The sequence below is a fragment of the Mesorhizobium sp. M0019 genome (genome assembly GCF_040323975.1).
GTDB lineage: Bacteria > Pseudomonadota > Alphaproteobacteria > Rhizobiales > Rhizobiaceae > Mesorhizobium.
This window is the reverse complement of record NZ_JAMYVK010000047.1, coordinates 1-24990: the sequence shown is the minus strand read 5'-3', so window position 1 is coordinate 24990 and position 24990 is coordinate 1. Positions and strand designations below refer to the sequence as shown.

At 61.5% G+C, this 24990-nt stretch carries 19 protein-coding genes and 4 pseudogenes; 16 read left to right on the top strand and 7 right to left on the bottom strand.

What is annotated here, in order from left to right:
- The first annotated feature begins 96 nt into the window (after positions 1-96).
- Entirely contained in the window at positions 97-2004 is a 1908-nt protein-coding gene (locus NKK47_RS27100) for a putative bifunctional diguanylate cyclase/phosphodiesterase (RefSeq protein WP_352578914.1), read from the top strand.
- Between the two features lie 95 nt (positions 2005-2099).
- Here the strand turns inward: NKK47_RS27100 and NKK47_RS27095 are convergent, their stop codons facing one another.
- The gene (locus NKK47_RS27095; RefSeq protein WP_023722036.1) at positions 2100-2369 is read right to left on the bottom strand and encodes a DNA -binding domain-containing protein; all 270 of its coding nucleotides are present in this window, start codon (positions 2367-2369) and stop codon (positions 2100-2102) included.
- A gap of 117 nt (positions 2370-2486) precedes the next feature.
- On the opposite strand from NKK47_RS27095, the gene NKK47_RS27090 reads away from it, so the two are divergent.
- A complete protein-coding gene (locus NKK47_RS27090; RefSeq protein ID WP_023679646.1) occupies positions 2487-2720 on the top strand; it encodes a helix-turn-helix domain-containing protein in 234 nt (77 codons plus the stop codon).
- Between the two features lie 153 nt (positions 2721-2873).
- Positions 2874-3029 (top strand): hypothetical protein, encoded by a 156-nt coding sequence (locus tag NKK47_RS27085; RefSeq protein ID WP_352578913.1) that lies wholly within the window; start codon positions 2874-2876, stop codon positions 3027-3029.
- A 284-nt stretch (positions 3030-3313) separates the two neighbouring features.
- Here the strand turns inward: NKK47_RS27085 and NKK47_RS27080 are convergent, their stop codons facing one another.
- Both NKK47_RS27080 and NKK47_RS27075 read right to left on the bottom strand, forming a co-directional pair.
- On the bottom strand, positions 3314-3478 hold the full coding sequence (locus tag NKK47_RS27080) for a hypothetical protein (protein ID WP_352578912.1): 165 nt from the start codon (positions 3476-3478) through the stop codon (positions 3314-3316).
- A gap of 586 nt (positions 3479-4064) precedes the next feature.
- Entirely contained in the window at positions 4065-5213 is a 1149-nt protein-coding gene (locus tag NKK47_RS27075; protein ID WP_502905055.1) for an IS110 family RNA-guided transposase, read from the bottom strand.
- A 380-nt stretch (positions 5214-5593) separates the two neighbouring features.
- On the opposite strand from NKK47_RS27075, the gene NKK47_RS27070 reads away from it, so the two are divergent.
- A complete protein-coding gene (locus NKK47_RS27070) occupies positions 5594-6556 on the top strand; it encodes an ArdC family protein (RefSeq protein ID WP_352578910.1) in 963 nt (320 codons plus the stop codon).
- Between the two features lie 13 nt (positions 6557-6569).
- On the opposite strand, the gene NKK47_RS27065 is transcribed toward NKK47_RS27070, so the two are convergent.
- The gene (locus tag NKK47_RS27065) at positions 6570-6758 is read right to left on the bottom strand and encodes a hypothetical protein (protein WP_352578909.1); all 189 of its coding nucleotides are present in this window, start codon (positions 6756-6758) and stop codon (positions 6570-6572) included.
- Positions 6759-6769: 11 nt separating this feature from the next.
- Here NKK47_RS27065 and NKK47_RS27060 point away from each other — a divergent pair, with 11 nt between their 5' ends.
- The 9 genes and pseudogenes from NKK47_RS27060 to nolL all read left to right on the top strand — a co-directional run bounded on the left by NKK47_RS27060 (position 6770) and on the right by nolL (position 16938).
- Positions 6770-7189 carry a DUF2958 domain-containing protein gene (locus tag NKK47_RS27060; protein ID WP_352578908.1) on the top strand — a complete coding sequence of 140 codons (420 nt, stop codon included), beginning with the start codon at positions 6770-6772 and terminating at the stop codon, positions 7187-7189.
- Positions 7190-7267: 78 nt separating this feature from the next.
- On the top strand, positions 7268-9166 hold the full coding sequence (locus NKK47_RS27055; RefSeq protein WP_352578907.1) for a ParB/RepB/Spo0J family partition protein: 1899 nt from the start codon (positions 7268-7270) through the stop codon (positions 9164-9166).
- Between the two features lie 368 nt (positions 9167-9534).
- A complete protein-coding gene (locus NKK47_RS27050) occupies positions 9535-9858 on the top strand; it encodes a DUF736 domain-containing protein (protein ID WP_352578906.1) in 324 nt (107 codons plus the stop codon).
- Positions 9859-10009: 151 nt separating this feature from the next.
- Positions 10010-10279 carry a helix-turn-helix transcriptional regulator gene (locus NKK47_RS27045; protein WP_352578905.1) on the top strand — a complete coding sequence of 90 codons (270 nt, stop codon included), beginning with the start codon at positions 10010-10012 and terminating at the stop codon, positions 10277-10279.
- Positions 10276-10821, top strand: a complete 546-nt coding sequence (gene lepB, locus NKK47_RS27040) for a signal peptidase I (RefSeq protein WP_352578904.1) — start codon at positions 10276-10278, stop codon at positions 10819-10821. Before NKK47_RS27045 ends, lepB begins: the two co-directional genes overlap by 4 nt.
- On the top strand, positions 10809-11495 hold the full coding sequence (locus NKK47_RS27035; RefSeq protein WP_352578903.1) for a lytic transglycosylase domain-containing protein: 687 nt from the start codon (positions 10809-10811) through the stop codon (positions 11493-11495). The genes lepB and NKK47_RS27035 overlap by 13 nt, the downstream gene beginning before the upstream one ends.
- A 185-nt stretch (positions 11496-11680) precedes the next feature.
- Positions 11681-13651, top strand: coding sequence for a relaxase/mobilization nuclease RlxS (rlxS, locus tag NKK47_RS27030; protein WP_352578902.1), 1971 nt, complete (start codon positions 11681-11683; stop codon positions 13649-13651).
- A 986-nt stretch (positions 13652-14637) separates the two neighbouring features.
- Positions 14638-14751: pseudogene (locus tag NKK47_RS27025) on the top strand (SMC-Scp complex subunit ScpB); the annotation flags it as partial.
- Between the two features lie 1107 nt (positions 14752-15858).
- Positions 15859-16938, top strand: a pseudogene (nolL, locus tag NKK47_RS27020) (nodulation factor fucose acetyltransferase NolL).
- A gap of 9 nt (positions 16939-16947) precedes the next feature.
- Here nolL and NKK47_RS27015 read toward each other — a convergent pair.
- Positions 16948-17196 (bottom strand): annotated as a pseudogene (locus NKK47_RS27015) (hypothetical protein); the annotation flags it as partial.
- Positions 17197-17963: 767 nt separating this feature from the next.
- Positions 17964-19610 carry an MFS transporter gene (locus tag NKK47_RS27010; protein ID WP_031194952.1) on the bottom strand — a complete coding sequence of 549 codons (1647 nt, stop codon included), beginning with the start codon at positions 19608-19610 and terminating at the stop codon, positions 17964-17966.
- A gap of 484 nt (positions 19611-20094) precedes the next feature.
- On the opposite strand from NKK47_RS27010, the pseudogene NKK47_RS27005 reads away from it, so the two are divergent.
- Positions 20095-21117 (top strand): annotated as a pseudogene (locus tag NKK47_RS27005) (class I tRNA ligase family protein); the annotation flags it as partial.
- A gap of 190 nt (positions 21118-21307) precedes the next feature.
- Here the strand turns inward: NKK47_RS27005 and NKK47_RS27000 are convergent.
- Positions 21308-22453: a trans-sulfuration enzyme family protein gene (locus NKK47_RS27000; RefSeq protein WP_352578901.1), complete on the bottom strand. Its 1146-nt coding sequence runs from the start codon at positions 22451-22453 to the stop codon at positions 21308-21310.
- 92 nt (positions 22454-22545) lie between these two features.
- Here NKK47_RS27000 and NKK47_RS26995 point away from each other — a divergent pair, with 92 nt between their 5' ends.
- A complete protein-coding gene (locus NKK47_RS26995; protein ID WP_352578900.1) occupies positions 22546-23208 on the top strand; it encodes a helix-turn-helix domain-containing protein in 663 nt (220 codons plus the stop codon).
- A 31-nt stretch (positions 23209-23239) separates the two neighbouring features.
- Positions 23240-23878, top strand: a complete 639-nt coding sequence (locus tag NKK47_RS26990; protein WP_352578899.1) for an FMN-binding negative transcriptional regulator — start codon at positions 23240-23242, stop codon at positions 23876-23878.
- Positions 23879-24990: the final 1112 nt, after the last annotated feature.

Genomic DNA, 24990 nt, shown 5'->3' with positions numbered 1-24990 from the left:
CGCACTGGTTACCCCCGCTGGATAGTTAACCCGTCCTTCAGTGGGCCTGCGTAAGCTTGTCCTCGCGAACAACGATGGGAGCAAGCTGGTCCGTCCATGGCCCCGAAGAAAGTAGACACGCTGGAGGCCAAAATCCGTCAGGATCAGCTTGCTGACCTGAGGACCGGCCTCTTCGTGTCGATGCCGATAAGCGGTATCCTGTCAGGCCTGATTTGGGCGGTGCACGCCCTTTCTGGCAGCGGCTTTGCCGCTGCAATCTGGTTCCTGGTCGTCAATGCGATAAATGCCGCCCGCCTTGCACTCGCGCGTTATCAGCTAAAGGAAACGGGGCGCCATGACGGTTTAGTGGGGGTTTTGCCGCGGCTTCGCTGGTTTGGCATCCTTGCTCTTCTGGCAGGGTTTGCCTGGTCCTTCCTGGCCGTCCTGACTGTTGGATACACGACACCTCAAGCACCGCTGCATCTGGTCATTCTGGCGGGCATTTCCGCTGGTGCGGTTACATACGGCAGTTCGTATGCCGCGGCGGCGACCAACTTCATCACACCTCCGCTCCTCATCACCGTGGGTTGCCTTTTGGCGAAAGGCAATTTTGAAGACTACATTCTGGCTTTTACCGTTCTGCTTTTCATGGGCGGCTTGGTTCGAGCTTCGTGTGTTGGGCAAGCACGGTTCCGCGAAGCGAGCCGCCTGAGGCATGAGGCCGAGCGGCTTGCGGCGGAGATGAAGGCCAGTTCCAGGCAGGACCACCTGACGGCCCTTCTCAACAGGCGTGGCCTCGAAGACGCAATCGGACGTTTCGAGACCGCGGATGGCCCCTTCGTGGCAATGCTGGTTGATCTGGACGGGTTCAAATCCGTCAACGATACCTACGGTCACAGGACCGGTGATGAACTGCTTGTCAGGATCGCCCGCCGCATAGAGGAGGAAGCACCGGAAGGCTCAACGCTCGCTCGTATCGGCGGCGATGAATTCGTGCTGTTTTTTCCCTCAACGAGGGTTTCGCTTTCTGCCAGTGATCTCGCCTCCAATATCATAGCCAAAATTGCCCGACCCTATATCGAGGTCGCGTCCGTCCGTGTCGGGGCATCGATAGGAATATACTTGGCGCAGACGCCGGGCCTGACGGAAATGTTGTTGCGGGCGGATATCGCCCTTTATACGGCCAAGCGTCGTGGCAGGAACGAATTTTGCCTGTTCGATGCCGAACTCGACAGGGAACTGCAACGCCGCCAGTCCGTCGAACGGGACCTTCATTCGGCGATAAAGACGAGAAGCTTGCAACCTTGGTTCCAGCCGATCGTGAAACTCGACACTGAGGCCGTGGTCGGTTTTGAAGCCTTGCTGAGGTGGTCCCATCCGACTCATGGCGCCATCTCTCCACCCGAAATCATCACAGCTGCACGCGAAACCGGAATGCTTCAGCTGCTGACGCAAACCGTATTCGCCGACTGTTGTGCTTTTATCGACGGCTTGGTGAAAGCTGACTGTCGTGATCTCCGTGTGGCGATGAATATTTCGCCGCGCGAACTGGAAGCCGGCGATATCGACGACATGGTTCTGAATGGTCTGGCGGCAAGAGGTCTCCCTGCCACGATGTTCGAGATCGAGATTACCGAAGAATCCCCGGTTGACCCGGACAGAGTGGATGAAAAGCTCGGACGGCTTTCACATGCCGGCATTTCCATCGCGCTCGATGACTTCGGCACCGGCTTTTCTACGTTGGCATCGCTCAAGGACAGTCGGATACGCAAGGTGAAAATAGACCAGGGCTTCATTCGCGGCTTGGCCAAGTCCCGAGAGGACCGACTGCTTGTCAAATCGGTCATCGATCTTGGTAACATGCTCGGGATCGAGGTCATGGCCGAGGGCGTCGAAACAGAGGCGGATCGGCAAACCCTGCACAAGCTTGGCTGCCGAACCGCTCAAGGCTTCCTGTTCTCCAAGGCTGTGCCTCTGAGCCAAGCACTAGAAATGGCAGTCAAACAGCACGCGAACCAGTTGTGACCGCTCCCGCCGCGCCGTCTCTCGCGGCCGTGCGCTCATGAATGGCGGGTATCTGAACTTCCTTGTTTGAAGAGCATGACAGTCCGTGCTGTGCCTCAGCCGGCGAACAGTTCCTTGTAGCCAGTCGTCACCATCCAGTTCGCACGGTCGATATGGCTGCGAAGAGCCTTGCGGGCGCGGACCGGTTCAAGGGCCGGGTCGATGCCGAGAATGAGATCAGCCATCTCCTCTTCGCTGGCATTGTCGGCGCAGGCATCCAGGATCCGCAGGTAGATCGTGAAATGCTCCCTGTCGTAGCTCGTGAGGTTCTCCGACCAGGGGACTTCGTCGCACAGAGTTGAGTTTCGAGTCTCATCTGTTCCCATTGATCGATTCATGCGTGCGAACCTCGCCTGTTGAGCGCCCGCAGCATATCCCAAAATGGGATAATCCGAAACCGGGATTAGTCGCTGATCCGGTCTTTACCCGACCGGTTCGCCTACATGCCCAAGTCTCTTCGATCGCCCCGCCACCAGCGGTTTCTGGCCCAGTTGGTTTCCCTGCGCAAGGCCAAAGGCCTGACTCAGGCGCAGGTGGCCGAGAAGCTTGATCGTCCCCAATCCTTCGTGGCAAAGTACGAGGGTGGAGAGCGGCGTCTCGACGTCATCGAGTTTCTCGACTTAACTGCGGCGCTTGACGCTGATCCGTGCGAGATTCTGTCCAGCCTGCGGTCGTAGCGGGCGCCCGCGCGCCAACGGCTCGCGCCGGTGCCGTGAACCGAGCGCGCTTTTCTTCGGCAAGCTGCCATTCCGCTGCGGGTGGGTCTTTACCCGGCCATGCCGATATAGGATCATAATCCTAGGTGGGGCGATTCCTCAACGGAGATCGCAATGGCTAGGACCAAACTTTCCAAGCAGCTTTCACAGGCTGAAATCGAGCGCTTTGTGGCGGAGGCGGAACGGCTGCACAAGAGCATCGTCCAGCCGCTTCTATCACCTACCAGCAACCATTACCGGGCCTCCAACGCACCCATGAAGCGCTGTTAAAGACGGTGAAGGATATCACGGGGAAGGATGCGCCGTTCATTCAATGGTTCGGAACAGGACCGGTGAATTAGACCCGACTTGTAGACTCCAGGCCGCAAACGTCGCTTTCTCTCTTCGGAGGGAAGGGCGTGGGCAACCATCGCTATCAAAGCAACTCCTGGCTGGCTTTCTTGCCTTCGAATCGACCCTGCCGCTGTCGGCTGCAACATCAAAGCCAATATAAGCTACAAAACGGGCGAGCGCGTCTATCATGATCCCGGACAGGAATTACTGGGACACGCGCCTCAACCTGTTGAAAGGCGAGCGCTGGTTTTGTTCGGAGCAAGCCGCGCCACGGCGGCGATGTCGTCGAGTTTCTCGACGTAACTGCGGCGCTTGACGATGATCCGTGCGAAAAATCTGTCCAGCCTGCCGTCCTGGCGGGCGCCCGCGCGCCTGACGACGCGCACCAGGTGCTCGTGAACCGAGCCCGCTTTTCTTCGGCAAGCTCAGGCGGTCTCGGCCATTCGGCGTCGCCCCTTGGCGTGGGCAGCCCTTCGGGCTGAGACGGCCGCCGGCCGAGACGGCCGTCGCGGTTTGTCTGTTGGCCTTTCCCGGTGGCGCGGGGTGGGCGGCACTCCCTTCTAGGCCCGCCGCGGCAGCCCGCAACCCTTCGCTGCCGCTCAGGGTCCTCCTCTTCGTTCCGGTCCTTCGGATGCGGTCCGCCTACCACGGCGGGCCTTTCCGGTCGCGACTCGCCGCCCATCCCCGCTCACATGGGGACTTTGTCGTCAAGGCTGTCTTCGCATATCAACCTCAATGCGTTGTGATCCAAGGTCCGAGCCTGTCGTCTTGGCGCGGCGACAACACCGGTCCAAACTCACATACGGTCGCTGCACAGTGGCAGCTGCACCAACATCCCGCTTTCGTCGGCAAGGCTCAGGGGAACGCGACCAATCTTCCGGGCGGCATTTTGGGCCAAGTGGGGTGGGAGGTTCGTTCGCCCAGGATCAGCCGGGAGCGATCAATCCCGGCGGATGGAAGAAAGTACTTTGATCATGCCGGCTTCATGACAGCGCCCTCAATGACAGCACCATGATGAACATACTTCCACAGCGCGATCAGAAGTTTTCTCGCGAGCGCAATGATGGCCGGCTTGCGGCGCCTGCCACCGTCGAGCGCGACCCGCTCCTGGAACCATTGTGCCAAAGCCGATCGCGGTTGATGCAAGAGCCAGAACCACGACAATTGCACCATCACCGTCCTCAGCCTCGGATTGCCCGCCTTCGATACGCCCTGTTCCCGGCTGATCGATCCGCTTTGCCATGGTGTCGGTGTCAGACCGGCATAGGAGGCAAGCTGCCTTCGGTTCGCGAACTCGCGATACAGTCCCTCGCACCACAGCACCTCGGCAAAGTCCGCCCCCACGCCGCGCAGTTGCTTGAGCATCGACATTCCATGGGCGACTTTTGAAGGCTCGCATTCTTTGCGAGCCGCTTCGTCGCGCGCTGCCTCCACGTCCTTGATTTGCCGAAGCACGAGCTCGATCCGGTCCAGTGCACGGACAATCTCCGCTTTGAGATTCGACGGTAGTTCACGACCGTCTCCGGTCCTGAGTTCTTCCAGTTGAGTGCGCCGGTTCCGCTTCAGCGGCTCAAATCCAACGATGCCCTGTGAGAACAAGAGCCCCTTGATCCGGTTCACAATCTTGATCCGCTCCGCGATGAGAGCGCGTCGCTCACGGCTGTTGCGCTTTCGGTCCTCTTGCTCGGGCGATGGCGGAACGACCATGGCGCATACCCGCGGCTCGCCGCGCTTGTAGGCAAGCAGGGCGCGAAGGAGGGTCTCCCCGTCCAGCTTGTCTGTCTTCGCCCGGCGTTTCCTGCGTGACGTGGCGATGGATGCCGCATCAACAACATGGCTTTCGATGCCATCACGCTCAAGGATCCGATGTATCCAGAAGCCGTCCAGGCCAGCCTCCTGGACTGCGATCACCGGCACGTCACGGCCCGTTCTGCGCCGAACTGTCGCCTTCAGCTGGCGGACAAGGTCGAACAATCCGGCCGTATCGCCTGCCTTGACGATGCGCTTTGACATCTTCTCTCCGTTGCACGGCAACAAGCTTGTCACCAACCAGGTCGAGCGACTGAGTTCCAGGGACAGGAAGATAGCACCGAGCGTCGTATGGACCGCACCGGTTTCAATCTCAGTCGCGTTTTCAGTCTTCATGTGTCTGGTTCCTTCAAGTTCTTCATGAGCAATGCGTCGGTCAAAGCGAGTTGATCGCAGCTGCGGTCATCGCTTCGCGATGCGGTTTGATTGTTGCCTGCCCCCGTTTCGCGGGGTGGGCGACGCTCCTTTCTAGGCCCGCTGCGGCGTGCCGCAACGCTCGCTCCGCTCGCATCCTCCACTCCGTTCCGGCCCTTCGGGTGCGGCCCGCCTCATTCAGCGGGCCAAGCCAGTCGCGTTCTGCCGCCCACCCCACTCACGGGGCAGGCACGCGAGATCGGGATCGAGCGCTGCCTCCACCACCCATGGGATCTTCCGGGGAAAGGCGCGGCGATTGGCGAGCGGAGGATGAGACGATGCATGCAAACAGCAAGCGTTCCGCCAGCGGAGAGGCTGGCGCAGGCAAGGGCGGGCGCCCCAGCGCCAGCCTTTATCAGGAGATCACGGACCGCATCATTGCCGAGCTGGAGCGCGGCACCGTGCCATGGGTCAAGCCATGGGGCTGCGCAAAGGCAGGCCTTGGCCTGCCGAGGAATGCATCCTCTGGGCGCACCTATTCCGGCATCAATATCCTCATCCTGTGGGGCGCGGTCATCGAGCGCAGCTATCCCAGCCAGAACTGGCTCACCTTCCGGCAGGCGCTCGTCCTTGGCGGCAATGTCAGGAAGGGCGAGCGCGGCACGACCATCGTGCATGCCGACCGCTTTGTCCCCAAGGACGAGAAGGAGCGCGCACGCCATGAGGGCGATGAACCACAGGCCGTGCCTTTTTTGAAGCGCTTCACCGTCTTCAATGTCGCGCAGTGCGATAATCTTCCGGAAGACCTCTATGCCGCCGCCGAGCCGCTGCCTCAGTGCGAGATCGTGCCGCACGCCGAGACGCTCATTCGCGCCAGCGGTGCTGATTTCAGGGTCGGCGGCGATCGCGCTTTCTACATGCCGGGCAGCGACCACATTCAGGTGCCGCCGCAGCCGGCGTTCCATCACCAGATCGACTATTACCGGACCTGCTTTCACGAGCTTGGCCACTGGACCGGCCACCCGACGCGGCTTGCTCGCGACCTCTCCGGCTCGTTCGGCTCCAAGGCTTACGCGCGTGAAGAATTGGTCGCCGAAATCACTGCCGCCTTCGTCTGCAGCAATCTCGGCATCGAACCGACCGTGCGTCATGCCGATTACATCGGCTCATGGCTAAAGGTGCTGCGCGAGGACAACCGCGCGATCTTCCGTGCCGCCAGTCTTGCCTCCAAGGCCGCCGATTTCCTGTTTGGCCTTCAGGCCGATGCCGAAGGCGAGGCGCAGGAAGGGATTGCGGCATGACGATGCGCGATCCTCAACTGACCGCGACCGAGCCGACGCCGCCAGGCGAGCAGATGCTCATTCCCGTGTCCGGCCGATCACCACGCGCGATCGGCTCACCCTCCTGATGGACGCGCCGATGCGTCCGCGCGCGGCGCAAAAGCCGCTCGATATCGGCCTCTTCGATGAAGCCAGCAGAAATCAACTCGACCTGTTCTGACAAGGAGTCTTTCCATGATCCTGATCACCGATCCACTGCGCGCACGACTGCTCGCCAATGGCGCCGCCGACGCCGAAACGGACCATTTTCCCGTTGTGAAACTGTTTAATCCGACAGGTGCCGCCACGTGGCTTCTGAGCGAACTCGACGCCGATGGCGACACGCTGTTCGGCCTTTGCGATCTCGGCTTCGGCTTCCCCGAACTCGGCAGCGTCAGTCTGGCCGAGCTTGCATCCGTAAAAGGTCCGCTTGGCCTCGGCATAGAGCGCGACCTGCATTTCCAGGCGCGCTTTCCGCTCTCCGTCTATGCCGAAGCCGCCCGTATTTGCCGCCACATCACCGAGGCCGAGCGACTTCTGCGGCAGGCAGCAGACGCCCTTTCAAAGCCCCATTCCGAGCTTCCGTCCGACACGGCGGAACAGCAGCGCCGATAGGCGCAAAAACCGTCCCGCCGCGCCGGCCTTCGGCCTCTGCGGCGGGGGCAACCTTAACCAAAGCGAAGGAGAGTAGCCATGCAGCTTGCCCACATCCCCTTGGATCAACTCAACATTTCCGCGCTCAACATGCGCCATGGAAAACGCGCGGCCGACATTCCCGACATCTTGCCATCCGTGCGTGCGCGCGGCGTGCTGGTGCCTCTCCTTGTGCGGCCGAACGGCCAGCCGGAAACCTTCGAGATCGTCGCCGGCAGGCGGCGCTATTTCGCCGCGAAATCGCTTGCCGACGAGCGCGGCGAAGGCGATCCCTTGCCCTGCGCCATCATGGAGGACGGTGACGACGCCGATGCGCTGGAAGCCTCGCTGATCGAAAACCTCGCCCGCCTCGATCCAGACGAAGTATCGCAATGGGAGACGTTTTCGCGGCTCGTCAAGCAAGGCCGCACCGTTCCCGACATCGCTGCGACCTTCGGCATCACCGAGCTGATGGTCAAACGCATTCTGGCGCTTGGCGACCTCTTGCCCAAAATCCGCGAAGCCTATCGCCGCGAGGAGATCGACGCCGAGACGGTGCGCCATCTCACCATGGCGTCCAAGGCGCAGCAGAAGGACTGGCTGGCACTCTGTGCCGATCCCGATCAACACGCGCCGCGTGGCTTTCAATTGAAGCAATGGCTGTTCGGCGGCCAGTCGATTTCCACCAAGGTGGCGCTGTTTGCCATCGACGAATATCCCGGCCTGATCACCTCGGACCTGTTCGGCGAGGACAGCTATTTCGCCGATGCCGACCTGTTCTGGCAAAAGCAGAACGAAGCGATTGCCGCCAGACGCGACACATATCTCAACCACGGCTGGAGCGAGGTGGTGCTGCTGGAGCCGGGCCAGTATTTCCACGCATGGGACCACGAGAAGACCCCGAAGAAGAAGGGCGGCAAGGTCGTCATCACTGTCTCGCATCGCGGCGAGGTCGAGTGTCACGAGGGCTGGCTGTCACGCAAGGAAGCCCGCCGCGCCCCCGAGGGCGGCGAGCAAGAAGAAACAGCCGCCAAGCCGCCGCGCCCCGAACTCACCGGCCCGATGCAGAACTATGTCGATCTGCATCGCCATGCCGCCGTGCGCGCCGCCATGCTCGACCACCCCGCCGTGGCGCTGCGCCTCGTGGTGGCGCACGCCATCACCGGTTCCGGCCTGTGGCAGGTGCGCCCCGAGCCGCAGCGCGCAGTCAACGAGACGGTGACTGCCAGCCTTGCCGGCTGCAAGGCTGAAGCTGCATTCGGCAAAAAGCGGCGCGAAGTGTTGGCCCTGCTCGGATCACCGGATGAGGATGGCGTGGTCGCCGGCGGCAATGGCGACGCCTTCGCTATCGCCGGCGTGTTCGCCCGCCTCTTGGCGCTGTGCGACGACGATGTCATGCGCGTTCTCACCCTTGTCATGGCCGAGACGGTTGCAGCCGGCAGCGCCGTCATCGAGGCGCTCGGCAACCATCTGAACGTCGATATGGGCACATGGTGGCAACCGGACGATGCCTTCTTCGACCTCTTGCGCGACAAGGAAATCGCCAATTCGATGCTCGCCGAAGGTCGGCGGCAAGCTGGTCGCGGACGGCAATGTCGCCGAGAAGGTCAAGACGCAAAAGAAGATCATCCGCGACTTCCTGGCGGGCGAGAATGGCCGCCTCAGGGTCGAGACCTGGCTGCCGCGCTGGATGAAATTCCCCGCCGAAAGCTACACCAGCCGCGGCAGCTTCCGCACCGCCGATCAGTGGGCACAAGTGCAGCCGCTGTTCGTCCGCGAATGAACCGATCAGCCTCAAGCGGCGGTTCTCTCGAGTGCCGCCGCTCAGGTCGCGCGCGCCGCTCCGGACCGCGCCGGCTGCCGATCGGTCGTCTTGTCGAGCCAGTGCCGCGCGCGAGAAATCCCGACGCCAATTCGCCCCGTTTCGGCAGCCCTGCACCACGCCGGGTTGCTTGCTGAGGCGCCAGGCGCATGGGCCCAATTGTCCGATCGGGTTGCCGACAGAGCCCGCGCAGCCGGCGCCCTGCATTGCCACCCGCTCCTTGTGTCACCGATCGCGCCACCTGTCTCCATGTGTCTCAGGGACCATTCCCCTGCGGCTGGCTTGACGACCTATGGGCGGATCCGGCCCGCCCGAAACCCTCGCCAGCAGCTTTTTTCCCCGCCGCCTGCGGCGGCTTCCTCGCGCCGCTTCGCTTCAAAAAAGCTGTCCGCTCGGGTCCTCCGCTATCGCTGCGGCCGTCCCGGTTCCGGCGGTCCGGACGCGCCCATCACGGTCCGCCATCGCAGGGGAATGGTCCCCGGCGAGCACCAAAAGGAGACTGAAAATGACCGCGATCGGATACGTCACCAAACAGGAAAACGGCGGCTACAAGGGCCAGCTCAAGACGCTCAGCGTGCGCGCCGACATCGACATCGTGCCCAATCAGGCAAAGAGCGCCGACACCCATCCCGACTTCCGGGTGCTGACGCAAGGGGTCGAAGTGGGGGCGGGCTGGATCCGCACCGGCGAGACCTCCGGCAAGGACTATGTGAGCCTGTCGATTGCCGCCCCGGAGTTCGGTCCGCGCAAGCTCTACGCCAATCTCGGCCGCGCCGCCGGCCAGGATGACGACGGCACATATGCCATCATCTGGAACCCCGTCGACTGAACCGCCAGCCTCGAGCCCCGCGCCGCAACCGGCGCGGGGCTCTTCTCAAGAAGGGGCGGCGAAAACTCGCCCTCCACTCTTCGCCCGTCCCCAAAACGATCTCGCTCGCCGATCCTCGCCTTCGCTTGTCCGTAACGAAACGAGGACCATCATGGACGACGAAAACGAACGCGCGGCCCGCGCGAAGAAGGGCAGTCCGTTTCTCAACACCGCGCAGGCCGCCTTCTATATCGGGCTGTCCCAGCGCACGCTGGAGAAGATGCGGCTCAAAGGCGGTGGCCCGCAATTCCGCAAGCACGGCCGCTATGTCCGCTATCACATCGACGAGCTCGACGACTGGTCGAAGGGGCGCGCGCAGGAGACCAGGCCCGAGGATGGCGGCCACGATTTCGGCTCGGCCGGTGAGGGAGGCCGCTCATGAGCCGGCGTCCCACCATCCGTCTGATCGGCAGCCATCTGCGGCGCATTCGGGCGCGCAAGACGATCGCCGTGGCCACAATAGGCGGCCTGATCGGCTTCGCCGCTTTCGACAACCCATCGCCCTGGCTGGTCTGGAACGCCTCGGCCAGTGCGCCGGTCGGCCTCTATCGCCTTGCGTCCGGATCACCGGCTCGTGGCGATCTGGTGCTCGTCCGCCCGCCAAAACCGGTCGCCGATCTCGCCGCCGAACGCCTCTATCTGCCCAGCAATGTGCCGCTCGTCAAGCGCCTTGCCGCGGTGCCTGGCGAGCATGTCTGCGCCTTCGGCGACGCCATCATCATCGGCGGCGAGATCGTCGCGCGCCGGCTGGCAACCGACACGCAGCACCGTCCGCTATCTTGGTGGAATGCCTGCCGCAAGCTCGCCGCCGACGAGTTTTTCCTGCTCGGCAACGATAGAAACCGCTCCTTCGACAGCCGCTATTTCGGGCCGGTGCCGGCCGAAAATATCGTCGGGAGGCTCGTGCCGCTATGGACCGAGTAACCCTTCTGATGCTGGGCATGGTCGCGATAGCGCCATGCGCCTGTTCCGCCGCGACCGACGCTCAGCCGGCCGCCATCTCCCGTGGTCCGCAGCTGGCAAGATGGCAGCCCTTCGTAGCCGAAGCAAGCCGGCGTTTCAGCATTCCACAGCCCTGGATTTATGCCGTCATGGATGCCGAAAGCCGGGGGCAGACAAAGCTGAATGGACGGCCGATCACGTCGAGCGCCGGCGCCATCGGCCTCATGCAGGTGATGCCCGGCACCTACGAGGAGATTCGCGAAGAGCTTGGCCTGGGAGCCGATCCGCACGACCCTCGCGACAACATTCTGGCAGGCACTGCCTATCTGCGCGCCATGTATGACCGCTTCGGCTTTCCCGGCCTGTTTGCCGCCTATAACGCTGGGCCGGACCGCTACGAACAGCATTTGCAGCGTGGGCGACCGCTGCCCAGCGAGACGGTTTCGTATCTGGAAGAGGTCAAGGCTGCGGGGATCTCGGCCGCCGACATGGACGCGTTCACCGGCAAATCCCGTTCCGGAAAAGCGCCGGAAATCCCGTCCGGGCAGTCGCTGTTTTTCCTGCGAAACGGTATTTCCGCGACCGATCCGAATGGCCAAATTGTGGTGCCGCTCGGATCGGAGCGAGCAAGGTCAGGCCGGCCGGATCGCAGGTGAGGGCAGGGGTACCGTGGGTCGGGCGGGGCAGCGAGGCAGGTCCGCGGAAGGCAAGATAAAGGCATCGCCTCCTGGAGGCGGCGAAGTCTTTGTCTGCACATCGTTTTTCACGGAGGCTGCCTTCAGCGTCAGGAGAGCTGCTGCCGACAAACCTCTGATTTTGTTAAAGATTACTAGGAGGCTCAATGCAGGATGAAGAGTTCAAGCCGAGCCTGGGCAAAATCGGATCGCGCAGCTCGAAGGCAGGCAAGCGTTTCGCCGGCCAGATCCGCGCTGCGATCAACCGAGCCGGCGGCGGCAGCGGTCGCCCTGGCCGCTTCATCGGAAGCCGGGCGGGGCGCGGCGGGGCTGCTGCCGCCGTTATCAGAGCGCGCGACCCCCACGCGGCGTTTCGGCAGCGGCGCGCCGTCGTCAAGGCGCGTATCGTCAAGCTGGCCGGCAAGGGTGTTGACGGGGCACGTGCACACCTTCGCTACCTCCAGCGCGACGGCGTCACCCGCGAAGGCGAGCCTGGCGAGCTCTATAGCGCCGACAGCGACCGCGTTGATGGCAAGGCCTTCATCGATCGTGCCGATGGGGACCGGCATCAGTTCCGCTTCATCGTCGCACCTGAAGACGGCATCGAGTATGACGACCTCAAGCCGCTCACGCGGCGCCTCATGGCGCAGATGGAAGAAGACCTCGGCACCAAGCTCGACTGGGTCGCTGTCGATCATTTCAACACTGGTCATCCGCATATCCATATTATCGTCCGCGGCAGGGACGACCGCGGCGAAAACCTCGTCATCGCGCGGGACTACATCTCGTCTGGAATCCGTGAACGGGCGGCCGAGCTGGTCAGCCTCGACCTTGGCCCGAGAACGGACCGCGAGATCGAGCAACGCCTGCGCCAGGAAATGGAGCGGGAACGCTTCACCAGCATCGATCGGCAGCTGCTCCGCATGCGCGACCATGAGGGGCATGTCTCACCGGCCAGCCGAGACACGGTTCGCCAAACGCTGCACCAGGGGCGCCTGCGCAAGCTCGAGCGGATGGGTCTGGCTGAGGAAGTCGGCTCGGGCCGCTGGCGCCTTGATGGCGAGCTTGAAGCGACGCTGCGCCGCATCGGCGAGCGGGGCGACATCATCAAGACCATGCACCGCGAACTGACCGGCAAGGGGCTCGCCCGCAGTGCCGCCGACTATGTTGTCCATGATCGATCTGCAGAGCAGATGCAGCCTGTCGTCGGCCGCATCGTTGCGCGCGGCCTGGCCGACGAAATCAATGACCGCCATTACCTCGTCGTCGACGGCGTGGACGGCAAAAGCCACTATGTCGATATCGGCAAAGGCGAGGCCACCCAACCGACGCCAGAGGGCTGCATAGTGCGGGTCACGCCGAGGGACACCGGGCCAAGGCAAGTCGACCGCACAATTGCCGAGATCGCCACGGCCCATGACGGGCGCTACAGCATCGATATCCATCTCAAGCATGACCCGTCGGCCACCGAACGCTTTGCCGAAACGCACGTGCGGCGACTGGAGGCGATCCGCCGGGCGACCGGTGGTGTCGAGCGCGAGCCGGACGGTACATGGACTATCGCGCCGGACCATCTCGACCGCGTCGCGGGCTACGAGCGTCAGCGAGCGAGGGCCGAGCCTGTTGTCGTCGACAAGCTCTCATCAATGCTGCTGGAACAACAAGTCAACTTCGACGGCGCCACCTGGCTCGATCGAGAGCTGGTTTCCGACACACCGGAGGCCTTGCACAGCTCTGGTTTCGGCCGCGATGTCCGAGAGGCGCAAGGCCGCCGACGGCAGTGGCTGATTGCGCAAGGTCTTGCTCGGGAAGAGCAGGACCGGATCGTCTATCGCGCCAACATGCTGTCGATGCTGCGCCAACGCGAGTTGAACCGCGTGGCCGGCCAGTTGTCGAACGAACTCGGTCTGCCCTATTCTGAAGCCCAGAGTGGAGATCGAATAGAAGGCACGCTCCGCCGCTCCGTCGAGCTCGCCGGCGGAAAATACGCTGTCATCGAGAAATCGCGCGAGTTCACGCTGGTGCCATGGCGGCCGGTGCTTGAGCATCATATCGGCAAGGAGGTTTCCGGCGTCGTGCGTGCAGAGGGGATTTCATGGACCATCGGCCGGCAGAGAAGCGGACCAAGCATTTCGTGACATGGCTACACAACTTCTTTGCCCGCGTTGAAACGGGTACTCAGTCCGGACGGAGTTCGCCTGCTAATTGCCCGCGGCATTGATCTCGCGAGGGATAAATGGCTGGTCGTGCAAGACTTATCGTTCGCTCTACAAAAAGCGCCCCAATCATTCATCGTATTCCATGGTTCTGAGCCAAAACCCTCCTGCGCCACCACGGCACTCTTCCCGGTGCCACGGAAGCCACGCCGACGACGGCGGTGCCGGCCTGGTTGCGCAGGGCTGCCCCCGACCCGAACAGTTGCGGCGCATGAGGACATTGCAATCACTGCAGGTGCGGCCATCGGCGCGCTCGATGCGATGGTCCGCCAGCTAGAGAGGTGGGCTGGCGCCTGGTGACAGCGCCTAGGGCTTTCGGCGGCCGCGGTACGGCGAGCAGGCTCGCGGCGTCGAGGATGAAGCCGCACTTCGCGATGTTCTTCTGCTCACACGACCGGGAGACGAGGTCGGCCCCGCGGGCCGGATGCTGTTGGCCGGGCGTGAACTGGCTGCCCATCCCGCTGAGGATCTTCTAACGGGAGAAACCTCGCTGCGGTGGGGAAGATTTCGGTCGACGCCCGCGACGACGAGGCGGTCAGCGACCTGGCCAGACGAGCTCGGCAGCTTTCCGCTGCGGCGTGGTGACCGGCGCGATCATGGCCGCCGAATGAGATCGCTTCGAACGCACCGTCGGATGCTGGCTCGCCGACGCTTTACTGGCGCAGCGCCTGGGAGGGGCAATGCGGTGCCGCTACTGGGCACCGAGGCAGCTTTGGGCATGAGACCCGATCAATCGCGCCGGGCCGCAACGGTCATTGCGGCATCTGGAGTCGAGGCCGGGTCAGACCGGGGGAAAAACTGCTCGTCGCGTAGGAGCCCCGCGTTGCGCGCCGTCGATCTTTCCGCCCAACTCGGCGTCGCGCGGACCGGGGCTTGCCATTGCCCCGAAACTGAGGCCAAGGCGACGGACCCGCCCTGCGTATACCGACGCCCGCCGCGCCGCCGTCGGCGGAAACGAGCGAGCCGTGGACCTCACACAATCTGAGGTGCTGGTGACGATGTGCATCACCTACTTCCATCCGCACTCCTGCCCACGAGCTCACCCGTGCGCCCGCGGTGCTGCGAACCCGCCGACGAATATTTGGCAGAAGCCGGAGTGGGCGCTCAGCCGCGACGATTTTTTGGCCTTGACCGGGCCGGGCGGCGCGACCCGAGCGTCGGGACAAAAAGCCGGGAAGGGGAGGGCACCAGCCCGGTTGAAGCCAAGGGCATGATGATGTGAGGACGATCTGCTGGCAAGAATTTGCGGAGATCGATGCTGTCCTGGCGCGCTCGTCGAAGATTCTGAGCGGCGCCGACGTGGCTGCTCGAGGGAGAACACTTCACTGCGTGACCGGCCGGACCTGATTACGATCTCGATTGGAATAAAGAAGAACGACGGCCGAATGGCCGGATTGATCGCCAAGGTGCGCGATCTGCCGGCTGTCCTGCGCGCGTGCGGCAGTCGCACCATGAGCTTTACGACAAAATTGCCGGCCCAGGCCGATTTCAAGAAGGTGTTGCTCGAATGCTATCAGGAGGCGATCGCACGCCCCGCAAGATCGGATCAGGCGGATCTCCACCCAGCGCCGCGCAGGTCGAACCCAGCGATTTTGTGGCACGCGCTCGAAAGGTGCTGCACCGCGGGAATTGCCGCCTCATCCATGCACTGCAAGACTCACGAAAGGACGGTGACCCCCGAAGCAAAGTCCTATCCGTGGGCAGTCACGTGCGCCCGATGCGCATGTATCCATCGTGCGCATGCGTTCCATAAACACAATCGATTTTACCGACCAAAGAGAATAGCCGATACCGCCCGTTTCTTGAGGAAGGCTTATGGACCGACCGGCGCCGCTTGACCATTCGAAACCAATCGAAGTTGGCCGGCGCGAGCCCTGAGTTCCGGTTGATCTACATTCCAGGCGGCACTGCCGCTATTGAGGCGATGAGGACGAAGTTCAATGGAAATATTGCGGCCTTCTAGCCCAGAACAGGCCTGTTCCGCTTGTGTCGTGCTGCGGCCGTCCATCCTCTCCATTACCGGCTGCATTGGGCTGCGACAATCCAGAATGGGATCCGAAGATGCCGTGCGTGAACCACTCTAGAAGCAAAGTGGGAGCGGTAACGGCAGGATATCGGCTGGAGGTCTGATGCTTAATCACAAAACAGTCGGTTCGAAGGGGCGAGACTCGCGCCCAGAAGCGGCAAAGGCCCGAGACCTAAGCTTCGATTTCGCCAAAGGCGTACTCATTATTTTGGTGATAGTTGGGCATCTATTGCAATATGTTGTCTATCGAGGCACTGACGCCTTTTGGCTGTCGCCATATTTTAAGTCAATCTACATGTTTCACATGCCTCTCTTTATGGCGATAAGTGGATATCTTTCTTCGGGAGCGATTCTGCGCAAATCGTTCCGTCAAGGCGTCAGTGATCGAGCAATGCAACTAGGCTAAGTATTGCCCATGCTTTTTTGGTGTGCGTTGATTTGGATATCGAAGGCCGCCGTAATGTCTTCGGCGAACAGTTTAACCAGTGGAATGTTGGATTTTTTTAGGGAGTTCATTGGCACATACTGGTTCATCTGGGCAGCTTTCGCGTCCTTCGTCCTTATTAAGTTGCTCACGACTTTCAATGGCTCGTCGGTGTGGATCATAGGCGCATCTGCAATTGCGATCGCGTTCGCGCCCGTCCCGTGGTCAATAACCCCGTTGGTACGATACACGTACCCGTTCTTTTGTTTGGGGTTCTTGTTTGCGCAGCCGATCGGATGGCAGGCAGCTAGCATCAGGCGCCACAAGGCTATTTTTGTGGTGTTACTTTCGATGGCTGCGTTCATGTGCTTTCTTGTTTGGGGAAAGGAGACGTACGTCTACAACAATCTCGTTTTGATCTACGATGCACAGTCGGCCAAACAAGTGTTGCTGATGTTCGCTGGCTCGGTAGCAACTTCTGCAGTGGCGATGCAGCTTATATTCCTATGCTGGAGAGTTGGCTATTCAACTCGCGTAGCTCGCTTTGTCGCGGTGGAGCTTGGTCAGAGCACACTGCTGCTTTACCTGCTTCAGGGTGCCGTGTTTCGCTTCATGGATCTCATACCGTTCGGAGAGCTTTGGGATCTCACGAGCAGAATCGAGTTCGCCACTTTGCTTGGTGCGGCGATTGCTGTCACAGCGATGACAATTCGCAGGATTGTGCGCCACCTTGGATATGTGTCGCGGAGCTATGCTTAATTTATGATGTGACTGCCGACAGTTGGCATTGAAGTCATTGGCGAGCCATGCCGGCGTGGCATTCCCCTCACGGATCACTTGATCCGCCGCCCGAAGTAAGGCGTGCCTGTAGGCCGGGATCGGTCCCGAATGCTCGTAGGACGGCAATTCGCTCGGGAGCCCGATCAGATTTGAAGCTCCGCGACCGTCTGGCGCCGACGGCAGCCAATCAAAGGGCGTCTGACCGATCGTCGCGTCCATCTCCAGAAGCCCGCCTAGCAGGTTGTGGCCATTGCTGTGGCAATGCAGCAGTCCTGGATGGCTGCATCAAATAAATCCAAGATGCCCCGGGTTCGCTTCCACCGCATCACCGGGACCTTCGCTGCAGCTAAACGCAGAAAATCCAGGCGCGCGCTGAAGCATCGTGAAAAATTCATGGATTATGTCAGCTGGTAAAATGACCCGATCCAATTTCAGTCGATCAATCAGCGCCCTTCGTCGGGGCTGTCGGTCCGCATCGCGCCTGACGGCGGCGCTATGCTGGTGCTCCTACGGCCGCCCTGTTGAACCGCTTTGTCCAGCACCGAACTGAATTGGTCCCGCTGGCGGACATTTCGATGCTTCCGCCTTGTAGGGCTTCTTTGTTGCGGCCGCCTCTGCGGCACGGCTGCGCCGACGTGAACGTGCTTGGCGGCACGTTTTGTCAGGGAGGGGAAAGAGGCGCGCGGCCCTCTCCCTGCAAGCCGCCGCTGGCGGATTCCTCCGTCTGCCCGCTTCGCTCCGTGCAGACCGGGGAGACCCCTCCGCCCCCCTTGCTCCCCGCTGCTCGCCGCGATGCAGGGGACAGGCGACCTGAACCCGTGCCCAAGCCGATCTGATGGCAGAGGCGGTGGGGCTGGACATGGGCCCGTGGTGGACATACGTGCCACACAAATCCTCACGCTCGCCTAACCGGCCGCAAGGTATGGCAATCCGGGCTGACCCGACGAAGAAGGAGTAGGTCTCGGCCATTCCCGTGTCCGAGCCCAGAAAAGTTACTGGTTTCCTTAAGGGCGCGATACAAAGGGCACAGGCTGGACTTGGCTGCCGGGGGCGGGGCTTGTCGACCGCTCGATCGAAAGTGAGAGACGAGGAGGAGAATCACCGACCTGCAGAGCGGCAAGGCGCTCGCCTACCTCCCTGTCAGTCACCGTTAGCCGATGGTTTAGACGAAGATAGTCCGTCCATGTCGGCGTGCGGAATGTCTCGGTCCAAAGAGTCGAGTTCTGAAGATCGCGCTGGAGGGTCCAGTCCCGCGCACCGGCACGGCTCTGAACGCGCCGCCTTTCGCGCATGCAGCTCAGAAATTCCTCGATATTCTCCTCGGGAATCGAGTACTCCACCTTGATCACGATCGGGCCGCTCCTGGGCTTCAAATCGAGGGCCAGTTCTGGTGGCCTGAAGTCGAAGGCCCCTTGATCCGACTCCTCCCATAGCCGTACCGGCAATAGCTTTCCCACAGCTGCAACCAGCAACAGCGCCGCTGCAGCACCTTCCAAAGCCCACGTCAGGGAATAGTACTGCGCGACAGCACCCCAGATCCAGCTGCCCGCTGCCATGCCGCCGTAGGTCAGGGCGTAATAGATCGACAGGGTGCGACCAACGACCCACCTTGGGCTTGCCAACTGCACACACACGTCGGTTCCGGTCCAGGTGACAACCCAGCCTGCGCCAGCGATTGCAAGCGCAATCGCTGCTACAGCCACCGATGATGTGAGAGCCAGTAAAAGGCAACACGTTGCGCAAGCAACGGACGCGAGCGTGATCAATCGATTTTGGGACGTGATGCGTCTCAAGTAGCTATTGCCAATGCCCGCGATGAAGGCGCCTGTGCCGAAGCCGGCCAACAGGACGCCGTAAACAATTGGCCCCCCCGCCAGTTGGTCGCGAACTAGGAGGGGGAGCAGAGCAAGGATCGAGATGCTTGACAGCCCGAACAGGGTTGCACGCACGATCGCCACTCTGATCTCCGAGGAGATTGCCGTGAAGCGCATGCCATCATGAATGGCCGTCGTCATCCGCTCGCGCGGAAGAGGCGAAGAACGAACTTGCCACTTGGAGCGCAGGACAGCGCTCAATGGGACCAGGTCGGTCAGCGCAGCGAAGGCGAAAGCCGTAAGGGGGCCCAGCAAAGCCAAAATTACACCGCCCAGCGCCGGTCCTATGCTCCGAACCACGTTGTACCCCACCGACATCAGCGTCACTGCAGCGGGTATGTCGCGCTTTTCGAGGATGTCGCCGACCGAGGCGTGCCAGGCTGGATCATTCAAGGCAAAGCCGCATCCCGCCAAGAAACTCAGTCCCAAGATCAGCCATGGACTGACAAAGCCCAGTCCAACAGAGAGAGCCAGCGCCGTGGATGCCAGTGCGATCAGGCAATGTCCGGCAAGCATCACGCCGCGGCGGCTGAAGCTGTCTGCAATCGCTCCAGCAAGGATCGACAAGAAGAAGGCGGGCAGTGTCGATGCAGCCTGCACGAGCGCAACCATCAGATCGGAGGCTGAAATCGTTGCCATGAGCCAGCTTATAGCCACGCTCTGCACCAGCCAGCCAAGGCTGGATATCTGCGTGGCTGTCCAGATCGAACGAAAGACCGGATTCTGAAGAGGAATCAGTGTGTTTGCTGCAAAGGGCGGGGAATCTTGACGCCGCATGACTTCTCACCTCCACCACGTAGTTCTTTCGCTCACTCACTTGCTGACAGCGGTGCGCTTACGCACAGCTGCGTCACAACCAAGTTCCGATATCGCGCTCGCAACAAAGTAAACAAAGTAGATGTCGCATCCACGGTGCTGATGCGCGATGAGTGTGCCAGTTGGGCGTCAGCTGGTCTGGGTCGCGCAGCCCGATGGGGTGCGGTCTTCCCTGCGACTCTTGGCCTTGTACGGTGCTACCGCCCCGATGGCCGGGTTGTCAAACTGCCACGGTGCTAGCAGCGCCCATCCCATCCTGACAGGCATGAGCATACGACGCAGCGCATCGCTGGTATCGGAGGCGGGTGCAAGATCAAGGGTGGCATCGTCTTGACAAGTACGAGCTGGTGGACGCCTTTGCCCGACCTACACATCGGCGATTTATGGGGCCGCCGTTCAACTCGTTGGTCTATGCACAAAAAAACATAATACGCTTGAAAAGACGTTTCGGGCCGGTGCCGGGGCCGAGGAGGGGGCTGAAGCCTTCACCATCGTCCCGCCGCCGAATGTCACCGGCTCGCTGCATATGGGTCATGCGCTCAACAACACGCTGCAGGACATTCTGGTGCGCTTCGAGCGCATGCGCGGCAAGAACGTGCTGTGGCAGCCGGGCATGGACCATGCCGGCATCGCCACGCAGATGGTGGTCGAGCGCCAGCTGATGGAGAAGCAGATCCACCGCCGCGACCTGACGCGAGATGAGTTCATCGACAAGGTGTGGGAATGGAAGGCCGAGTCCGGCGGCGCCATCCTCAACCAGCTGAAGCGGCTCGGGGCCTCGGCCGACTGGAGCCGGGAGCGCTTCACCATGGACGAGGGCTTGTCCAAGGCCGTGCTCGAAGTGTTCGTGACGCTCTACAAGGAAGGGCTGATCTACAAGGACAAGCGCCTTGTGAACTGGGACCCGAAGCTGTTGACCGCCATCTCGGATCTCGAGGTCGAGCAGCAGGAAGTCAACGGCAACCTCTGGCACTTCCGCTATCCAGTCGAAGGCGTGACCTTCGATCCGGAAAATCCGAAGACCTTCATCACCGTTGCGACGACCCGCCCGGAGACGATGCTGGGCGATACGGCTGTCGCCGTCCACCCCGACGACGAGCGTTTCCGGCATCTCGTCGGCAAGAACCTCATCCTGCCGATCGTCGGCCGCAGGATCCCGGTGGTGGCGGACGAGTATTCCGATCCCGAAAAAGGCAGCGGTGCGGTCAAGATCACGCCGGCGCATGACTTCAATGATTTCGAGGCCGGCAAGCGCCACCGGCTGCCGGCGCTCAATATCCTCACCGTCAATGCGGCGGTGAGCCTCAAGGACAATGAGGACTTTCTCGCCGGGCTGGAGGTGACGCCGGAGCGCTAGGCGGTCTGGGGCGAGCTCGACGGTCTCGACCGTTTCGACGCGCACAAGAAGATCGCCGAGCTGATGCAGACCGGCGGTTTCCTCGAAAAGGTCGAGCCGCATCGCCAGGCCTGAAGCGGCGGTTGCGGCGATCCTGAACAAGGTGCGGTCTCTCGCGCGCCAACGCATCCGACACCGAGATTTTCGATCGAAATCTAAGCATCGTCGAAGATGCTTTGCCTGATCTAGGCGCCCAACCGTAGCAGGCCGCATTGCTGCGCCAGCCGCCACGTAAAGCGCTGCCAGAGTTCTTGCACCCGCGTCATTCGGCTGCCGCTTTGAAGGTTCCGCCTAGGGCCTGCATCAGATCATCGACAATGTCCTGAGGATGCTCAAGTCCCACTGAGATTCGCAGTAATCCGCCTGGCGCCTTGGACTTGGCACCCTCGACGGATGCGCGATGCTCAATCAGAGAGTGCGTCCCGCCAAGGCTTGTCGCCCGGGCAACAACCTCGAGGCGGCCGGCCACGGCCATCGCAGCATCGGCTCCGCCTTTGACGATAAAGGATAGCATCGCTCCGTAATGGCTCATTTGCCGCTTAGCGAGATCGTGTCCCGGATCAGTTTGCAGGCCAGGAAAAAGTACTTTTTCGACACGCGGATGAGACGCCAAAGCCTCAGCAACCTTCTGGGCGCCTTCGCAATGCGCGCGCATGCGTACCGACAATGTCTGCAGGCCCCGCAATGCCAGCCAACAGTCGAATGGCGCTGCGACGCTGCCCTTGTGTCTCTGGACCATCCGCAGTGGGCGACCGAGGGGTGACGAGTGCGGGACGATGACGACGCCCGCCATCAAGTCCGAGTGGCCGCCGATGTACTTTGTCGCCGAGTGCATGACCGCGTCCGCCCCAACTTCGAGGGGCCGTTGAAGCACTGGAGTTGCCCACGTGTTGTCCACTACGGCCAAGGCGCCAGCCTCGTGCGCGATTTTGCAGATGGCCGAAATGTCGACAACGCGGATCATCGGGTTTGACGGCGTCTCGACCCAGACGAGGCCAGTCCGCTTCGACGTGACCGCGGCGCGCACGGCATCCAGATCGCGCATGTCGACGGCCGCAAAGTCGAAGCGAGACCCAATGTCGGTCTCGTCAATCAGCGAACGAATGCCGAAATACATGTCATCCGGCAGAACGATCCGACCCGTCGACGGATGGCTCTCAAAGACTGCAGCGATTGCAGCCATGCCCGACGCGAAGGCAATGCCATCTTCTCCGCCCTCGAGCGCGGCCATGGCCATTTCGAACGCGTTGCGTGTCGGATTTCCATCCCGCGTGTATTCGAATCCGGAAGGAAACGAGCCGTCGACGCTACGTCGGAACGTCGTGCTGGTGTGCAGCGGCAGGGACACCGCCCCCGTGGAAGCGTCGACAGCTCGGCCGCAATGGATCGCCTTTGTTTCAAAACGCATCGGTCATTTCCTCGCTAACGGGGCAGTTGCACAATTTCAGGCCGGTCATTATACTGACCGTAATAAGTGAGCCGAGGCACTAAGTCAATATAATGACCGATGTTACGACAGCGTTGGACCCCGAGCGGGTGCTTGGCCAAGCGATAGCGGTTCGGATCCGACAATTGAGGCGCGACCAAAACCTGACCCTGGATCGACTGGCAAAACTGAGCGGCTTATCCAAGGGAACCGTCGTCACGCTGGAGCAAGGCAAGGCGAACCCCAGCATCGGCATACTTTGCCGACTGGCGGCGGCGTTTTCGCTTTCGGTGGCCGATTTGTTGAATGACCATCCTTCCACAGTTCGCCTTCCTATTGAGCGGACAGAGACGAGGACGCTTTGGACAAGCGCTAAAGGAAGCTTTGCACAACTTCATTCATCGATCTCGGGACGAACGATGTTCGAACTGTGGAGCTGGGCCATTATGCCGGGCGACGTGTTTTCCGCAGATGCTCATAGTTCGGATACGCGCGAGCTGATCTCGGTGACTCAGGGGTCCCTAAGTGTCGTGGTGGGTACCCACGCAGTAATTTTGAGCCAAGGCGAGAGTGTGCGGCTTGTCACTGACCAACCGCACTCATACGCGGCGGCATCTGATCTGCCTGCCCACTTCTCGATGGCAGTTCTTGAGCGTGGTGGACAGCGAGATCCGGGGCCCTCTTCGCCGGCAACGAAGATGCCCGGGCCCGTTCCGCAAGACACCGCCGCTCGCTAACGACCGCCCATTCGCGACAGGAGATCCACCGTTGTACGTTCCGCCCCATTTTGCCGTCCCCGATCACAACACCCTGCTTGACCTAATCGGGAGACATCCGCTCGGTATCCTGGTCACCCACAGCAAAGGCACACTCGACGCGAACCACATTCCCTTCGAGCTTGACCGCTCGAAGGGAGACAAAGGCGTCCTCAATTGCCATGTTGCACGCAAAAATCGAGTCTGGGAGGAAGTTGCCAATGGCGATGAAGTCCTCGTTATCTTCCGTGCGGCCGACGCTTACATCTCGCCGAACTGGTACCCAAGCAAGCATGAATTCCATAAGCAGGTGCCCACATGGAACTATCTCGTCGTCCACGCCCACGGACGCATCACTGTCCGGGATGATGAGCGCTATGTGCGCCGTAACGTGGCGAAGCTCACTCACATGCATGAAGCCTCGCAGCCTGCCCCGTGGAAGATGGGCGACGCGCCGCAGGACTTCATTGACACGATGGTTAAGGCGATCGTCGCCCTGGAAATCGAGATCACCGGCCTGGTTGGTAAATCAAAACTCAGCCAGAACAAAGAGGTGCGCGACATTCAGAACGCTGGTGAAATGCTGAATGCCCGAGGCGTCAATGGGATGGGAGAAGCGATGCTCGCGGCTGCGGCGGCCAAATCCCAATAGCATCTATCTTGTCCCGACAAGCCGCTGGTGCTGGATTTCCAAGGGGTGACCTTGAGAGACAAATGCTTCGGCCAGCACCTGACCACCCGCTATGCGGCAGATGGACAAGAACTCAGGCCGCCATCGCCAGCCACATCCACAATGCCGCCGGATCGATGGAAGCTGCTTACCCCGCCAGCCTTTCCGGTCATGTCGCCTGCGTCGTCAATACCTCGAACAGCAGCCTGGCGCTTAAACCGAGTTGCGTGTTCGGTATGGCGGCACAGCGGTTTCGAGATCGGAGCCGACTGGCAGCGAACGCCACCCCCACGGTGGCGATGCCTCGCAGCCAGGTTGGATGACCAAGCAGCCGGGATGTTCGGCAGGCTTGCACCCGCTTTAGATGCGAGACCGGTCAAGACGATCATCCTGCACAACGTCACGCGGCGGTGGGCCGGTTTCGAAAAGGGTCGGCCCCGGCCGTTCATACAAGCGGAGTTGGGGGCGGGGCCGGATCAAGCCTATCGGGTCGAACCCGCCGGGACCGCGCGTACATCATCCCGGCAACGCCAGACGCTCGTCCGGGGCCATGCGGGCTTCGGCTTGGCGCGCCGAATGTCTGGACCGGCATCGCGGAGCATGGCGCACCAGTCTCCCACATTGTACGTAGTCGCCATGCTGCCCCTGGCCAGATCGCAAATGACGCACGGCTTGTTCGCGATGGCGAGCTGAAGCACGTTGACGGCCGTGCCGGGCGATGCGCCGTCCCAGACTATCATCCCAAAGTCCGCGCGTCGCGCCATCTCCCGGTCTTTGGCGGCTGGATCCAGTATCCTCTAGCGCCTTCACGAGACGGGACCTGGTAGGCAGCCCAGTCGCCCAGATTATTGCTAGCTTCCTCGCTCTGGATAGTGATGGGGTTGTCTAATCGCCGCTGGGACGTCAAGCATGTAATTGCGTCGAGACGACGCTGCCGGGTGCATGGTTGTCTTCGCGGTCGACATCAGTCGCCGCATGATGGAGCTCCGCGGACGAGCCTTCAATGTGGACGACGCACTTTGCTGAGACAGCGGTGCAACCCCATCAGCGGAATGGCTCGGCTCACGTCCCGGCAGGGACGTCTCAGGCGCTCA

Coding starts and splice junctions, on each gene's coding strand:
- NKK47_RS27100 (WP_352578914.1), top strand. CDS start 97: ATGGCCCCGAAGAAAGTAGACACGCTGGAGGCCAAAATCCGTCAGGAT.
- NKK47_RS27095 (WP_023722036.1), bottom strand. CDS start 2,369: ATGGGAACAGATGAGACTCGAAACTCAACTCTGTGCGACGAAGTCCCC.
- NKK47_RS27090 (WP_023679646.1), top strand. CDS start 2,487: ATGCCCAAGTCTCTTCGATCGCCCCGCCACCAGCGGTTTCTGGCCCAG.
- NKK47_RS27085 (WP_352578913.1), top strand. CDS start 2,874: ATGGCTAGGACCAAACTTTCCAAGCAGCTTTCACAGGCTGAAATCGAG.
- NKK47_RS27070 (WP_352578910.1), top strand. CDS start 5,594: ATGCATGCAAACAGCAAGCGTTCCGCCAGCGGAGAGGCTGGCGCAGGC.
- NKK47_RS27060 (WP_352578908.1), top strand. CDS start 6,770: ATGATCCTGATCACCGATCCACTGCGCGCACGACTGCTCGCCAATGGC.
- NKK47_RS27055 (WP_352578907.1), top strand. CDS start 7,268: ATGCAGCTTGCCCACATCCCCTTGGATCAACTCAACATTTCCGCGCTC.
- NKK47_RS27050 (WP_352578906.1), top strand. CDS start 9,535: ATGACCGCGATCGGATACGTCACCAAACAGGAAAACGGCGGCTACAAG.
- NKK47_RS27045 (WP_352578905.1), top strand. CDS start 10,010: ATGGACGACGAAAACGAACGCGCGGCCCGCGCGAAGAAGGGCAGTCCG.
- lepB (WP_352578904.1), top strand. CDS start 10,276: ATGAGCCGGCGTCCCACCATCCGTCTGATCGGCAGCCATCTGCGGCGC.
- NKK47_RS27035 (WP_352578903.1), top strand. CDS start 10,809: ATGGACCGAGTAACCCTTCTGATGCTGGGCATGGTCGCGATAGCGCCA.
- rlxS (WP_352578902.1), top strand. CDS start 11,681: ATGCAGGATGAAGAGTTCAAGCCGAGCCTGGGCAAAATCGGATCGCGC.
- NKK47_RS27010 (WP_031194952.1), bottom strand. CDS start 19,610: ATGCGGCGTCAAGATTCCCCGCCCTTTGCAGCAAACACACTGATTCCT.
- NKK47_RS27000 (WP_352578901.1), bottom strand. CDS start 22,453: ATGCGTTTTGAAACAAAGGCGATCCATTGCGGCCGAGCTGTCGACGCT.
- NKK47_RS26995 (WP_352578900.1), top strand. CDS start 22,546: ATGACCGATGTTACGACAGCGTTGGACCCCGAGCGGGTGCTTGGCCAA.